The sequence below is a fragment of the Arthrobacter sp. LjRoot78 genome, assembly GCF_964254335.1.
In the GTDB taxonomy this organism is placed as follows: Bacteria; Actinomycetota; Actinomycetes; order Actinomycetales; family Micrococcaceae; genus Arthrobacter.
The window spans coordinates 3,983,900-3,997,639 of the sequence record NZ_CAXUTG020000001.1 but is presented as its reverse complement, the minus strand read 5'-3'; the positions used below and the strand labels follow the sequence as shown (position 1 = coordinate 3,997,639).

The 13,740-nt window shown below is 64.2% G+C and carries 16 protein-coding genes; 7 read left to right on the top strand and 9 right to left on the bottom strand.

Annotated features, from left to right (window positions below; translation table 11 throughout):
* Positions 1 to 212: 212 nt before the first annotated feature.
* Positions 213 to 509, top strand: a complete 297-nt coding sequence (locus ACSQ1X_RS18605) for a hypothetical protein (RefSeq protein ID WP_436058773.1) — start codon at positions 213 to 215, stop codon at positions 507 to 509.
* A 13-nt stretch (positions 510 to 522) separates the two neighbouring features.
* Here ACSQ1X_RS18605 and ACSQ1X_RS18600 read toward each other — a convergent pair whose 3' ends face one another.
* The 3 genes from ACSQ1X_RS18600 to ACSQ1X_RS18590 are packed head-to-tail and all read right to left on the bottom strand — an operon-like array spanning position 523 to position 2,480.
* A complete protein-coding gene (locus ACSQ1X_RS18600) occupies positions 523 to 1,125 on the bottom strand; it encodes a gluconokinase (protein WP_436058772.1) in 603 nt (200 codons plus the stop codon).
* Positions 1,125 to 1,436, bottom strand: a complete 312-nt coding sequence (locus ACSQ1X_RS18595; RefSeq protein WP_436058771.1) for a putative quinol monooxygenase — start codon at positions 1,434 to 1,436, stop codon at positions 1,125 to 1,127. Before ACSQ1X_RS18595 ends, ACSQ1X_RS18600 begins: the two co-directional genes overlap by 1 nt.
* A gap of 9 nt (positions 1,437 to 1,445) precedes the next feature.
* Positions 1,446 to 2,480, bottom strand: coding sequence for a LacI family DNA-binding transcriptional regulator (locus ACSQ1X_RS18590; protein WP_436058770.1), 1,035 nt, complete (start codon positions 2,478 to 2,480; stop codon positions 1,446 to 1,448).
* 245 nt (positions 2,481 to 2,725) lie between these two features.
* Here ACSQ1X_RS18590 and ACSQ1X_RS18585 point away from each other — a divergent pair, with 245 nt between their 5' ends.
* The 5 genes from ACSQ1X_RS18585 (at position 2,726) to ACSQ1X_RS18565 (ending at position 8,940) form a co-directional block, all read left to right on the top strand.
* On the top strand, positions 2,726 to 4,078 hold the full coding sequence (locus tag ACSQ1X_RS18585) for an NAD(P)H-dependent oxidoreductase (RefSeq protein WP_436058769.1): 1,353 nt from the start codon (positions 2,726 to 2,728) through the stop codon (positions 4,076 to 4,078).
* 94 nt (positions 4,079 to 4,172) lie between these two features.
* Entirely contained in the window at positions 4,173 to 5,204 is a 1,032-nt protein-coding gene (locus tag ACSQ1X_RS18580) for a DctP family TRAP transporter solute-binding subunit (RefSeq protein WP_436058768.1), read from the top strand.
* A gap of 84 nt (positions 5,205 to 5,288) precedes the next feature.
* Entirely contained in the window at positions 5,289 to 7,208 is a 1,920-nt protein-coding gene (locus tag ACSQ1X_RS18575) for a TRAP transporter large permease (RefSeq protein ID WP_436058767.1), read from the top strand.
* 4 nt (positions 7,209 to 7,212) lie between these two features.
* Entirely contained in the window at positions 7,213 to 8,121 is a 909-nt protein-coding gene (locus tag ACSQ1X_RS18570) for an NAD(P)-dependent oxidoreductase (RefSeq protein WP_436058766.1), read from the top strand.
* 117 nt (positions 8,122 to 8,238) lie between these two features.
* Positions 8,239 to 8,940: a GOLPH3/VPS74 family protein gene (locus ACSQ1X_RS18565; RefSeq protein WP_436058765.1), complete on the top strand. Its 702-nt coding sequence runs from the start codon at positions 8,239 to 8,241 to the stop codon at positions 8,938 to 8,940.
* A 21-nt stretch (positions 8,941 to 8,961) separates the two neighbouring features.
* Here ACSQ1X_RS18565 and ACSQ1X_RS18560 read toward each other — a convergent pair whose 3' ends face one another.
* The 4 genes from ACSQ1X_RS18560 to ACSQ1X_RS18545 all read right to left on the bottom strand — a co-directional run bounded on the left by ACSQ1X_RS18560 (position 8,962) and on the right by ACSQ1X_RS18545 (position 11,241).
* Positions 8,962 to 9,489 carry a flavodoxin domain-containing protein gene (locus ACSQ1X_RS18560; protein WP_436058764.1) on the bottom strand — a complete coding sequence of 176 codons (528 nt, stop codon included), beginning with the start codon at positions 9,487 to 9,489 and terminating at the stop codon, positions 8,962 to 8,964.
* Between the two features lie 128 nt (positions 9,490 to 9,617).
* Positions 9,618 to 9,902, bottom strand: coding sequence for a DUF427 domain-containing protein (locus ACSQ1X_RS18555; protein ID WP_436058763.1), 285 nt, complete (start codon positions 9,900 to 9,902; stop codon positions 9,618 to 9,620).
* Positions 9,903 to 10,035: 133 nt separating this feature from the next.
* Positions 10,036 to 10,428 carry a VOC family protein gene (locus ACSQ1X_RS18550; RefSeq protein ID WP_436058762.1) on the bottom strand — a complete coding sequence of 131 codons (393 nt, stop codon included), beginning with the start codon at positions 10,426 to 10,428 and terminating at the stop codon, positions 10,036 to 10,038.
* Between the two features lie 3 nt (positions 10,429 to 10,431).
* Positions 10,432 to 11,241 carry an ArsR family transcriptional regulator gene (locus ACSQ1X_RS18545; protein ID WP_436058761.1) on the bottom strand — a complete coding sequence of 270 codons (810 nt, stop codon included), beginning with the start codon at positions 11,239 to 11,241 and terminating at the stop codon, positions 10,432 to 10,434.
* 105 nt (positions 11,242 to 11,346) lie between these two features.
* On the opposite strand from ACSQ1X_RS18545, the gene ACSQ1X_RS18540 reads away from it, so the two are divergent.
* Positions 11,347 to 12,129 (top strand): alpha/beta fold hydrolase, encoded by a 783-nt coding sequence (locus ACSQ1X_RS18540; RefSeq protein ID WP_436058760.1) that lies wholly within the window; start codon positions 11,347 to 11,349, stop codon positions 12,127 to 12,129.
* Positions 12,130 to 12,210: 81 nt separating this feature from the next.
* Here the strand turns inward: ACSQ1X_RS18540 and ACSQ1X_RS18535 are convergent, their stop codons facing one another.
* Together ACSQ1X_RS18535 and ACSQ1X_RS18530 are read right to left on the bottom strand one after the other, a co-directional pair.
* Entirely contained in the window at positions 12,211 to 12,660 is a 450-nt protein-coding gene (locus ACSQ1X_RS18535) for a hypothetical protein (protein WP_436058759.1), read from the bottom strand.
* Between the two features lie 377 nt (positions 12,661 to 13,037).
* On the bottom strand, positions 13,038 to 13,565 hold the full coding sequence (locus tag ACSQ1X_RS18530) for a hypothetical protein (RefSeq protein WP_436058758.1): 528 nt from the start codon (positions 13,563 to 13,565) through the stop codon (positions 13,038 to 13,040).
* Positions 13,566 to 13,740: the final 175 nt, after the last annotated feature.

Here is a 13,740-nt window from a genome sequence, read left to right as displayed (position 1 = left end):
CGCAAGCGGACGACGGCGCTGTAGGCACACGGGACCGCCCGCCGTCGTGGGCCCACTGGCTGGAGGCGTTACAGGAATCCTTCACTGGCGAAGCTGGCGAAGCTGGCGGCGCTGCCAGCGCAGCGGATGGGCGCCGGGGCCGGGCGGGCTTTCACAGCCTGCCCATAGGCAAACGGTGCCTTGTTCCCATGCGGGGAGCTCAAGATCAGGGTATGAGCGTATGGAGACGGAGAACAGTTCACGGGCTGGCCGCCGTCGCGGCGTTTTTCCTGCTCGCAGCCAGCGTGGCCGGAATCGATGAGATGGCCAACGCCAAGATACCGGGGGCGGCCACCGGAATCGTCCAGACAGCGACCATGAACACCGAGCCGGGGCTTGAGCACGTCCTTCTGGCCGGCCTGAGTCAGGGCACACTTCCCGGTGGTTTCCCGAATGATGATGTCCGGGACGACAAGTACGACGAGGACTATCTGGAAACACTCCACGTCCAACCGCGTCCCCCGGCCTGAGAACACCGGACCGTCAGCGGACCGTCGCCGCGGGAACCAGCACGTCCGCCCTCCTGGGGCTCCGGGCCATGTACTTCCTCCTTGCACCCGGGTGGGACGCCGTCCGCTCTGCTGAAGTAGCCGCGGTTACAGGAAGCTCAGCGAGGATTCGGCTAACCGTTGCCTCGACGCCGTCGTGCGTCGGCACGGTGAATCCCGCCTCGTCTGCTTGCAGGGGTTCCAGCGTTTCCAGCTGTGAGTGGAGGAGCGAGGGAGGCATGAAGTGTCCGGGGCGTTGGGCTACGCGGTCCTGCAGAACCGGTAGCTCGACGCTGAGTTGGATGAACACCGTCCCGGGTGCTTTGACTCTGATTGCGTCCCGGTAGGCGCGCTTCAGTGCCGAACACGCCACGATGATCCCCTCCGGGTGGACGGACGCCAGCTCGGCGCCTACAAGCCCGAGCCAGGGCCAGCGGTCCTGGTCATCCAGGGGGTTGCCGGCGGCCATTTTCTGCACATTTGCCTGCGGGTGCAGGGAATCGGAATCGACGAAAGCGGCGCCCGTGCGTTGGGCCAGTGCTGCCCCAACCGTGGATTTTCCTGCCCCGGACACTCCCATCACGACGACGGGCTTCATTACAGCGTCCCTTGATGCTCGGTCCCTGCGGGAATGGGTGAGAGACGCGTAACTTCGACAGGTTTCTGAAGGAGGCCCTCGAGCGAGGCATTGAGGCGGTTGACGGCTTCTCCCGCACCGTGGGCGTCGAGCAGTTCTGCGCTTTCCCACTTTTCAATCATGACGATCTGGCCGTTGGGCGCTTCGTGGATGGCATACAGCAGGCATCCGGGTTCCTGGTGCACTTCGGCGATGGCGGGGGAAAGGGCGGCAGCTACGTCGCTGAATGCCCCTTCTTTGGGTGTGAATACGGCGGTAACAATGACGGTCATGGGACTTCCTTAGCTGATGGGAGAGAGCGTGAGGGGTGAGCAGCTGCTGCGTGGGACGAAGTCGGCCTTGACTTCGATCGTGCGGGGGGCCGGAGGGAGCCGGCCCTGCATCCTTCCCAGGACCAGTTCCAGGGAGTGCACCGCTAGCATGTCGATCGGCTGGCGGATCACGCTCAATGGCGGGCTGGTCAGTTCCGTCCAGGGATTGTCGTCAAAGACGATGACCGACAGATCGTCAGGGATCCGCACGCCGATCTGGACGAGGCGTCGAACGGAGCTCTGGACCTGGGCGGTGTTGGCCACAATGAGCGCGGTGGGGCGGTCTGGCAGAGCGAGAAGAGACCCGACTGCATCGCCCCCGCCGTCTCCCCGGAACGGTACATCCCGGATGAGCTGGGGGTCCACGCTGATCGAGAAGTTGTTGTGCGCGGTCTGGTAGCCCTCGATCCTGGACCGCCCCGTTGAGGTGCTGACGGGCCCGGTAATGAGGCCAATACGCCTGTGTCCGAGGCCGAGCATGTGTTCGGTGGCGCGTCGGGCCGAATCTACGTTTTCGATGCTCACAAGGTCGACGTCTGCGAGTTCCGGAATGGTGCGGTCGACGAAGACTACATTCACACCCAGGGACTGGAGGCGGGCCCACTTTTCAATGTTTGCTCCGGTGGGCGTGGCAATGACGCCTCCTACGGAGCGGTCAAGGAGTGTGTCCAGGCTGTCGGCTTCGAGGTGGGGGTCTTCCTGGGTGGTCATCACCATCACCTGCACGCCGTGGCTGCGGGCCTCCCAGACGACGCGGTCGGCTAGCTGCGCAAAAAAGGGGTTGGCCAGGTCTGCTACTACCAGGCCAATAGTGGGGGTATGGCCGACGCTGAGTTCACGGGCGGCGGCGCGGGGCCGGTACCCGAGTTCATCAATGACCCGCAACACCGTTTCGCGCTTGGCCGGCGCGACGGGGCCTGAGTCAGGGTTCAGGACCCGGGACACAACCGAGACTGAAACTCCGGCCGCCGACGCGACATCGCGAATTGTTGGCGCCTTCTTCACTTCTCCTCCTCGGTGAGGGTCCTGACGGGCAGGCGATCACGGGCTGTCTGTCTGCCCTGGGATGCGTGCCTGAGTAACCTTCGTTTGCGTTCCGGTGTGACTGTTGACACAGCCTATCACTGACTGGTACAAAAGTGGAACCGGTTCCACTCCGGTCCTAGAATTCCAGTTTGCGACGAAGAAGTTGCTCCGCCAGTCAGGTGGAGGGTCCTTCTCGACGCGGAACGTCAATCAGAGAGATCCCCATGAACCTCCACAAGCTTCTTAGCGACCGCGAGCAGGAAGGCCGCCCGATTCGAGTCGGACTCATCGGAGCTGGCCGTTACGGCACCATGTACCTGGCCCAGGCGAATAACATTCCTGGCATCCACGTGGTCGCTATCGCCGACATCAACGTCAAGCGCGCCGAGGGTGCATTCGAACTGGTCGGATGGCCGAAGAGCCAGATCGCGCCGAACATCGCTACCGCCCTCAGGGACCGTTCCACGACCATCGTGGCCAACGCCGACGAGCTGTTTGATGTAGACATCGACGTCATTGTTGAAGCGACGGGCAACCCGATCGTCGGGGTGAAGCATGCACTGCGTGCCATTGAGACGAAGAAGCACATCATCATGGTCACCGTTGAGGCAGACGCACTGGCCGGTCCTGCCCTGGCCAGGCGCGCGGAAGCCGCCGGTGTGGTCTATTCGATGGCTTACGGTGACCAGCCGGCCCTCATCATGGAACTTGTCGACTGGGCGCGCACCAGCGGCTTCGACGTTGTCTGTGCCGGCAAGGGCGCAAAGTTCCTTGAGCACTATCACGAGATGAACCCGGACAACGTCTGGGAGAACTGGGAGTTCTCCAAGGAACTCACCGATTCCGGGCAGCTGAACCCGAACATGCACACTTCCTTCCGTGACGGCACAAAGGCCTCTATTGAGATGGCCGCCGTTGCCAACGGCGCCGGACTGGTACCTTCCGACACCGGGCTGACGTTTACACCGGGAGACGTCGAAGAGATCGCCACAATCTGCCGCCCCGCCGACGTCGGGGGGGTCCTCGCCCACGAAGGCACCGTCGACGTCATGTCCAGCGTCAAGCGCGACGGCACGTGGATCCCGCACAACACCCAGGAGGGCGTGTTCGTCGTGGTGAAGGCCACGAACGCCTACGTTTCCGGCTGCTTTACTGAGTACCCGTGGCACCCGGACCCCACCGGCCAGTACGCAGCGCTGTACCGCCCCTACCACTACGTGGGCCTGGAACTGAACATGTCCATCGCCAACGCGGCTCTCCGCGGCATCTCCACAGGTTCGCCGATCGGGTTCTTCGGCGACGTTGTCGCGACAGCAAAGAAGGACCTCAAAGCCGGTGAATTCCTCGACGGCGAAGGCGGATACACGGTCTGGGGCCAGCTGGTGTCGGCCAAGCACTCCGTCGCAACCGGCGCCCTCCCCGTTGCTTTGGCCCACCACGTGGAACTGCGGAACGACGTAGCCAAGGGCGGGATCGTCGGCTGGGACGACGTCATCATGGACGACTCCCTGTCCCAGGCCCTGGAAGTTCGCCGGGAAACCGAAGCGCTCGTCGCGGAATCCGCAATCAACGCCTGACCCTCCCCGCACCAAACCGGGCGCGGCCATGAACTTCAGCCGACGTCGTTCACGCCTCCGGAACAAGACTCCTTCCAATGAAGAAAGGCACCACATGAAATCCAAGACCCGCGCCCTCACCGGAGTGCTGGCATGCACCCTCGCAGCCTCAGTCCTCGCCGGATGCGCCTCCGGGGCCTCCGGCGGGGCTGGAGCACCGCCAGCCAAGATCCAGCTCTCGATCCCTGACCCGCTCACGTCCTCCGTCGGCGTCTCGGCCCAGCACTTCGCCGACCAGGTCAAGAAAACGTCCAACGGATCCGTGACCGTCACCGTGGTCCCCAACGGAACGAGCTTTAGCGGAGACCAGAACGCGGCTGTGACACGCCTGCAGGGCGGTTCCCTCGATGCACTCATCCTGTCGACGTCCGTCTACGCCGCCGTCGTACCGGAAATGAACGCCATCAGCATCCCGTACCTCTTCAAAGACACCACGGAGGAAGCGGCGTTCCTGGCAGGGAAACCGGGCCAGGCGCTGAAGGAAAAGCTCGCCGCCAAAGACACTGTGGCGCTTTCCTTCCTCACCCGGACCGGCCGGGAGATTACGAACTCAGTACGCCCGATCGAACAGCCCTCGGATCTCAAGGGACTGAAGATCCGCGTCCCCGGTAACCCGTTGTGGACCGATTACTTCAGCAAGCTCGGCGCAAGCCCCACCACCATGGCATTCTCCGAGGTGTTCACCGGCCTGCAGACCGGAACGATCAACGGCCAGGAAAACCCTATTGAGGTGCCATGGACCAACAAGTTCTCCGAAGTCCAGAAGTACATTTCGATGACCAACCACATCAACGACGCCTGGGTGCTCGCCCTCTCCTCGAAGAAGTGGGACACCCTCACCGATGACCAAAAGAAGGCCCTCACGGACGCCTCTGAGGAAACCGCCACCTTCAAGACCGGTTACGACGCCGAGCAGTCCAAGAAGCAGCTCGAGGAACTCACTGCCAAGGGCATGAAATCCAACGAGCTCAGCGCCTCCGGCCTGGAGGAATTCAAAGCGGCCTCCAAGAGCCTCTACCCGACCTTCTCCCAGCTGATCGGCAAGGACTTCTTCGACCAGGCCATCGCTTTCACCACCACCAAGTAGCCCCGCCGGCCCGGGGAGCTCACTGCTCTCCGGGCCGCCCGCAAGGAAACGTCCCCGCTCTCAATGTCGACAGTCTGGAAGCCCATGAAACACATCACTACTCCGGAGGAACTCGAGGAGGTCCTCCCCTCGGACGCGGAAGAGATCCTTCACCACGGCCACGTCCCCCCGCGCTGGAGCGGTGCCGTTTGGCTCGACAAGACACTCGAATGGATTGTGGGCGCGGCCATCCTCGCGGAGCTCGTCGTCATCCTGCTGAACATCATGGTCAGGGTCATCACCGGCGACTCGGTGCTCTGGACCCAGGAAGTCTCCGAAATCGCGCTGCTGACCATCGCTTTCATCGGCGGCGCCATCGCCTACCCCAAGGGCGCGCACATGTCCGTCCAGGCCCTCATCATGCGCCTCCCGGCTGCATGGAAGCCTTACTTGGCTGCGCTGGTCGACTGGCTGGTCTTCGTTATGAGCGCCGGGGCATTCGCGTTGTTCGTTCCGACCCTCGTCCAGCAGATCGAGGAAAAGACCCCGATCCTGCAGCTCCCCGTTTTCTGGGTCTCACTGCCCTTCTCGGTCGGCATGGTGCTTATCGCCTGGTTCGCCCTCCTGAAGCTGTGGCGCCAGGAGCGTCGCCCTGCGCTCACTGCAGCGGGAATCGCGGCCGGACTGATTGTTCTCGTCCTTTTGGCGCAGCCGCTTTTCTACTATGCCACCCCCAACGTCCTGCTCGGCGTCGTCCTTCTGCTGTTGTTCATGCTGCTGTTCCTGGGCCTGCCCATCGCATTCGTTCTTGCACTGGCATCCGGGATCTACCTTTATTTGGGCGGCATTTCCGAAGTCAGCGCCATCCCCATCGGAATGGCTTCCGGGGCTAAGGGCTTCGTCCTTCTGGCAATCCCGTTCTTTATCCTTGCCGGGACGGTCATGAACTCCGCCGGCTTGACCCTCCCGCTGGCCAAGCTCGTCGACGCGCTGATCGGGCACCTGCGCGGCGGCCTTCTCCAAGTGGTCGTCGTGACCATGTACATCTTCTCCGGCATCTCCGGCTCCAAGGTGGCCGACGTCGCAGCAGTGGGCACCACAATGCGCGGCATGCTCGAGGAACGCAAGTACCCCCGCGGCGAAGTGGTCGCTGTCCTGTCGGCCTCGGCCATCATGGGCGAAACCATCCCGCCGAGCATCGTGCTCCTGATCCTCGGCTCCATCACCACCATCTCCACCACCACGCTGTTCCTGGCCGGATTCGTTCCTGCCGCATTCCTTGCCCTCTGTGTCATGGCACTCGTCTTCTTCCGCGCCCGCAAACAGGGCGGCGTCGCCAGCCCCAAGTCCAGCTGGCGTGAACGAGGGTCGGCAACCTTCTTCGCGATTCCGACTCTTCTGCTTCCTGTGGGCATGGTGGTGGGCATCCTCAGCGGCTTCGCCACACCCACCGAAGTGTCGTCCGTGGCCGTCGCTTACGCCTTCATCCTCGCCGCCGCCTACCGACGCGGCAGCAGGCGGCTGCTTGGTGACACGCTGCGGGAAACGACGACGACGGCGGGAATGGTGCTGTTCATCATCGCGGCGGCGTCTCCGCTGGCCCAGACCCTCGCCCTTGCCGGTGTCTCCCAGCAGATCCACGACCTCATGTCCGGGCTGGGTGACTCACCGCTGCTCTTTATGCTGTTCACTGTCGTGCTGCTGATCATCATGGGCCAGCTACTGGAAGGCCTTCCGGCGGTACTGATCTTCGCGCCCCTGCTCCTGCCGATCGCCGTCGACTTCGGCGTCAACCCCGTGCAATACGCCATGGTGCTGATCATTTCCATGGGTATCGGCTCGTTCGCACCGCCGGCTGGCGTCGGCTTCTACGTCGCCTGCGCCACCGCACATGAAACCGTGGAGAAGAGCCTGAAGCACTTCTGGCCCTATCTGATCGCCGTGTTCCTCGGGCTCCTCGTGCTTGCCGCAGTCCCGTGGTTCAGCACATTCCTTCCCGCCCTCGCCGGACTCATCCCGTTCTAAGCACATGACAACACCGACAACTATTGATAAAGAAATTCCCGGCTTCTCTGGATCTGTGGCCCTCATTGGCACAGGGCCCATGGGTGCCCCGATCGCCCGGAACATCCTCGCTGCCCAGGTTCCGCTGACTCTTTGGAACCGCACACCAGAAAAAGCCCGTGCGATTGGGGGAGGCACCGTCGTTGCCTCCCCGGCCGCCGCCGCGAGTGAAGTCGTGCTGACTGTATTGCCCGACCTGCCCCAGGTTGCGGCTCTACTTCCTGGCGAGGACGGCCTCCTGAAGGGATGGAAAACCGCGGGCATCGAACACCCCATCCTCGTCATTCACGGGACGGTGTCACCGGTGGCGGTCGCAGAGTTCGCCGACGATTGCCTGCGCAATTGGGGGGTGACGGTCGTGGACGCACCCCTTAGCGGCGGAACCATCGGTGCCGAAGAGGGTCGGCTGAGCATCATGGTTGGCGGACCGCCCGAAGTCGTGGAGCGACTGACCCCGCTCTTCGGGCTGTACAGCTCGACAGCCGTTCATTTTGGCCAAACCGGCGCGGGGTCAACGGTGAAGGCATGCAACCAGATCGTCGTCGCCGCCACGGTTACGGCCCTGGCCGAAGCGATGGCCCTCGCAAGCACCGCCGGACTCGACCTTGAGAAAGTGCAAACCGTCCTGGCCGGCGGCCTTGCCAACTCAGAAGTCCTGCGGCAAAAGGGACGGCGCTGGATCGACCAGGACTTCGAGGGTGGCGGGTCTGCGAAGAACCAGCTCAAAGACCTCAACTTCATAGCCGAGATTGCCGCGGCACGCGGGATAAACCTTCCGTTAGCCACGTGCCTCCAAAGTGCCTTCGAAGAAATGACCGCGACCGGCGACGGCGACATGGACCATACAGGGATCTACCGGACCATTCTCGCTTAGTCTCCAGACAGGGAAACGGCTCCAAAACGCAAAAAGGACGACGGCGGGAGGTCCCGCCGTCGTCCGGCCCTTACGGTTGCCGTTGTGGTGGCTGCCCAACTGCGCCACCATGATCGTATGGATGCTGAAACACCGAATACCGATGAACCCGAGGTCGAGGAACCGAAGGCCGGGCAGCTGAACCTTCCCCAGGCTTTCCTGCTCCTGGCAACGGACGACAAGGACGGCGAACCGGAGTTGCCGGCCTACATACTCAGGACCACTGTGGCAGGGGCAATACTGGCCGAGCTGGACGTGCTCGGTGCAGTCGGGCTGCAGGGGAAGCGCGTCAGGGCCACGGGTCCGGCCCCGCAAACGGACTTCCAGCACCAGCTGGAGCTCATCCGTCACAAGTCACGGCCCCACACTCCCAAGCGGTGGGTCTCAATGCTGGAGGGCCGGGCCGAAGTGCAGCGTGTCTACGAGGGCATGGCGTCGCTTGGCATTGTGGATCATGTCGGCGAGAAGCACCTCGGCCTGTTCAAGTCCGTGCGGTATCCGGAAAAAGACCATGCCCCGGAGGCGGCGATCCGGCACAAGATCAAAGCCGCACTCGAGGGCAAGCCGTCCGATGCGCGGACCACTGCACTGATCGCCCTGCTTCAGGCGGCCGGGCTGCTCGGCAAGCTCTTCCCGGCAGCCGATCTGACCCGGGCAAGAGAGCTGGCGAGGGACTACTGGCCTTCCCGTGCTGTGGTGGACGAACTGCGCATGATCAGGCTGGCGGAGGAAGAAGCCGCAATGTTGACCGACCCTGTTCGTGCCAGGCACCCGGAGTGAACCGGTGCCCTTGGCGTCAACTCACAACTTGTCCAGAAAGTCCTCCGCAAACCTTTTGACACCATCCCACTCGGTGTACACGTAATCCTGCGACGTGTCCGTATCCAAGGTGCCCTTGTCACCGGCGATCTTCTTCATCATGTGGCGCTTGAGGAACCCGTACTGCGTGTAGAGCAGCGCCCCTCCGAAGAGTCCCACTTGAGCCGGCCGCCAGCCCGTTTCATGCTCGAATTTCTCGACGTAACTCTCCGCGTTCTCGGCGTCCCCGTGGGCAGCCAGGCTGACAGAGAAGAGGGCAGACGGGAGGCGTTTCAGGGCATCACCATTCTTCCGCACGAAGTCCCGCACATAGTCTTCGTGCTTGCCCATATGGACTGACGCGCCGACGATCACGGCGTCGAACCCGTCCGGAATAGTGTCCCCGGTCTGCTTGATGTCCGCAGTCTGTGCGTCATGACCGTGTGCTCGAACCACTTCCGAGATGTACTCGGAGATCTTGGCCGTCTGACCCTCGGTGGTCCCGTAGGGAAGGTAAATATTGGCCATCATTGGCCTCCTTGTGCTGCCGGCCCGCGCGCGAAGAGAGCATCGCCTGAATGATCCACGGGCCTACTCACACCAGTCTGTCAACGCCGGGGATGCAGCCGTAGGGTCGAACGTCCCGGAACGGGAGCCGGCTAGTCTTCGATGGTCACGCCGCGCCAGAACGCGATCCGGTCCTCGATCTGCTTCGCGCGTGGCTTGGGCTCCGCATAGAACCAAGCGGCGTCCACGTTCAGCTTCCCGTCCACCTCCAGCGTGTGGTAGCTGGCCTTCCCCTTCCACGGGCAGACGGAGTACAGGTCACTGTCCTTCAGGTAGCCCGCATTGACTGCATCGCGGGGGAAGTAATGGTTGCCTTCCACCACCACCGTGTCCGCGGATTCGGCGATGACTTTTCCGTTCCAGATAGCCCTGACCATGTGGTTCCGTTCTGTAGGGCGCCGCCGGCGTCAGCGGGCGGCACGTCGTAGGTATCCCAACGGCCCGGCCGGTGGACTTGTTCCCGCCAGGCGTACGACGGCGGGAGGTGGCCCGTACTCGAACGCATCGCGCTCATGCGCCGGCGGGTTGGAACAGCTCGACGACGTTGCCGGCCGGATCTTCCAGCAGGATTTGCTGACCGCCCGGGCCGGTGACAATGTCGTTGCGGAACGTGAGGCCTGCGGCTCGCAGCCGTTCCACTTCGGCCGCGATGTCACCCACGATGAGATGGATGCGGTTCCACCCTCCCGGTGCCGGCACCGTGCCGTCCGGCATCGGCCGGCCCGCCGAGCTGGTCGGCCCGCTCAGCAGAAGCCGCAGCCGGCCGCGGGCGACGTCGGCGAACGCCGGTGCGGCGCTCATCCGGAGGGTGAATCCGAGGTGCTTTGTGTAGAAGTCGACCGCCGCGTCGACGTCGTCCACCATGTAGCGGACGCTGACCAGGTCCGTAAGGTCGTTGGGCATTTTCTAGCTCCTTTCCGAACTCGTTTGGGAATACTCGATTGCGTAAAGCAGGAACTGGATCCGGGTGTTCAGTTCGTCCGCCGTGCGGACGAACGCCGGGTAACTGTCCTGATTGGCTGCTGCTTCGGCCGCCGGATCGGGGATGCTCCAATGCACCATGGCGGGAGGCCCGGGGAAGTCGGGGCACACCTCCCGTACGCGGTCGCAGAGGCTGATCACATAGTCGAACCGCCGGTTGGCGAACTCACTCAGATGCTTGGGGCGGGCGCCGCTGATGTCCATGCCGCGCTCGCCCATCACGCGGACGGCGCTGGGGTCCAGGTCCTTGGGGTGGCTGCCGGCGCTGGCGGCCTCGACCCGGGGACCGCCAAGGCGCGCGAGAATCGCCTCGGCCATCTGGGACCGGGCGCTGTTGCCCGTGCACAGGAACAACACGCGGACAGGCGCCTGGGCCTGCGGACCGCCAGGACCGTCCGACGGCGGTGCCAGCTCGGCCGGGACCAGCCGCAGGCCGGGGTGAAGTGCCGCGCCGGATTCGGCAAGCCGTTCGCGATACGCCGCCAGGTTGAGGCTGCAGTAGGTGTCACGTCCGTCAGCCGAGCTGCGCCGCATGGTCACCAGGCCGCCCGCGCGCAACTGGCCGAGGTGGTAGGACGTCAGGCTCTGCCGCTCGCCTACCAGCGCCGTGAGCTCGCGGACCTGCCGGTCGCTGCGCGCCAGTTCGCCCAGCAGCTGCCACCGCACGGGGTGGCCGGTCAGACGCAGGAATGCCGGGGCCGCAGCCTGAGCACCAAGGGGCGTGGTGTAGCTCACATGTAAATTGTATCAATTTGGATAGATCGATCAACCCTGTTTGATTGATCTGACCCTTCGGACCGGACCCCTTTCCGCCGGAAACGCACAGAGTTAGGATGCCGTGTGATCACCCACGGCTACGCGGACAACAACGGCCTTCGCATGTACTACGAGGTTCACGGCAGCGCGGTGCCCGGCCAGCCGCCGCTGCTCCTCGTCCCGGGCGGCGGCTCCACCATCGGCACCAACTTCGGCGAGCTCATCCCGATGCTGGCCGAACAGCGCCAGGTGCTTGCAGTCGAGGAGGAGGGCCACGGCCGCACCCAGCCGACCAGCCGCCCCCTCACCGCCGAGAACTCCGCCGGCGACATCCTCGCCGTTCTGGACCAGCTCAACGTGGAAACCGTGGACGTGCTGGGATTCAGCGCCGGCGGCCACACCGCCATCGCCTTGGCACTCGAGCGCCCCGCCGCGGTGCGGCGCCTCATCGCCGCCTCCACCTTTGTGGGGCGCGATGCCGTGCCGGACGAGTTCTGGGACGGCATGGCGAAGGCCACCCTGGACGACATGCCTGACACCTACAAGGACGCCGACAGCCTCCTCAACCCCGAACTGGGCCACCTTGAACGGCTCTTCGAACTGGACCGCCGGCGCATCCTGGACTTCCCCGGATGGTCCGACGAAGAGCTGGGCACTATCGCAGCAGCCACGCTCGTGGTGGGCGGGGACCGGGACATTGTCACCGCCGGGTATGCCGCGCGGATGGCCGGCATCATCCCGGGCGCCCGCCTGCTGATCGTCCCCGGTGGCCACGGCGATTACCTCGGCGAGCAGGCCGCCAGCGGCGGGGACCTGCGGACCATGCAGGCGACAGTCCCGTTGCTGCTGCGGTTCCTCGACGGGTAGGGCCTTAAGTGTTCGTTCGCACCAAGCCCCGGCATGCTTCCATCGGCGAGCTGTGGATCATGCCCACCGACCGGGCCCGGCTTAACGACTCAGTCCCTGCCCTGCGCCGGCCGGATTGGCGAGTGTTATTTGGGTGTGGATGATGACCGCGGAGCACTGGAATTGGGCGCTGCAGGTTTGCAGGTAGACCGAAGCTGCGGCGGCACCCTCATTGAACGCCATCATGGTTGGAACTACCCGTATGGTGACTGTCTGGGTCTGCTTGGTGCAGCTGAGCTGATCGTTCCCGCCGCCGCCGGCGATGCGTCCGTCGCTGACTCTTTGGGTGATCTGGACCACGGGTATTGCCATGACCAGGGCCGGGTCGGTGTCGCACACGAAAGTGACGGGAACATCCACCGCCGCGCCGTCGGCGACGAGGACTCCCGGCCCCGCGCTTACGAGCGTGGCGGGGGCTGCGTGCGCGGGGGTGGCTATCGCCACGAGGGCGGCGGCAAGAGCGGCGGCGAGGCAGCTTCTGGTGCCTAACATCAGGTTTCTCCCTTGAATGGAGGCGTGGCGTCCTGCGTTCCGCATTGTCAGCCAGTGCGGTGATGGGGCGTCTTCTAGGTACGGGGCGAAGCCCCTGACGGCAGCGCCGTTCCGGGCGCCGCCTGATGCGGCCGAAAGTCCGGTTGGCCGTAGACTACCCACTACCTGCCTGCGTGACAACGGTTAACGCAAACGGACGACGGCGGGAGGTCCCGCCGTCGCCGGAGCCTTTAAAGCCGCCTCAGGGCATTTCGTTGGCGATGACGAGGTGGGAGCTGACAGTATTAAAACGGTGCGGGCCGGAAACGGCGGAGAACAACCTGGATTAGTGCGCTGGCCGTGTTGGGCGCATGGCTCCCGGGAGTCATACCAGTGGTTCAGGTGGCCCGCACCCGCTGGAGTCCCCAGGTCATCTTCCGGATCGCTTCGCACTGCAGGCCGCTGAGCGCTGCGAGCTCGTAGTCGTCCATGACGCCCAGCCGGCGGGCCGCGGCCAGGAGCTTCAGCCGGCGCCCCTCCAGGTCCGCCTTCGAGGCCTCGAGCGTGGCCAGCTCGGACTTCAACGCGCCAATCGCCGCCAGCTGCTGCGCGGCCGGCAACCCTGACGGCGCCAGGTCATCAAAAGACAGGCCGATGGTTCGCACCGTCCAGCGGGTCAGCCCTGCCGCCTGGGCGAGGCCGGTGACCTTCAACCCGTCACACAGCGCCTGGGCGACGTGCTGGTTCAGCCGGGCCGTGAGGGCCCGCATGCTGCTGGCGTTGAACGAAATCCGCTGCCGGTCCTCGCGGAGGAGCTGGCGGAGCCGTTCCACCTGGACAGCAGCCCTGTCAGCCTTCCGCCGCCCCCGGTAACGGTAGAAGCCGCCGTCGGCCGCGGGTGAATCAACGGGGTGCAGAACGGCCAAAAGGCACTCCTCAGGTCGGAATTGCCGCTGGCGGGCCGGCGTACGTAAAACGCTAGACACCAGAATCCGCCCGCGGAAATACCAATCCTGCGTGGAGCCATAACCAAAAAGTGTGGGCACGGGCCATAAGCGACGCTTATCCGTCCACGCACTTTAGGTCTTATCCAGACGCGCC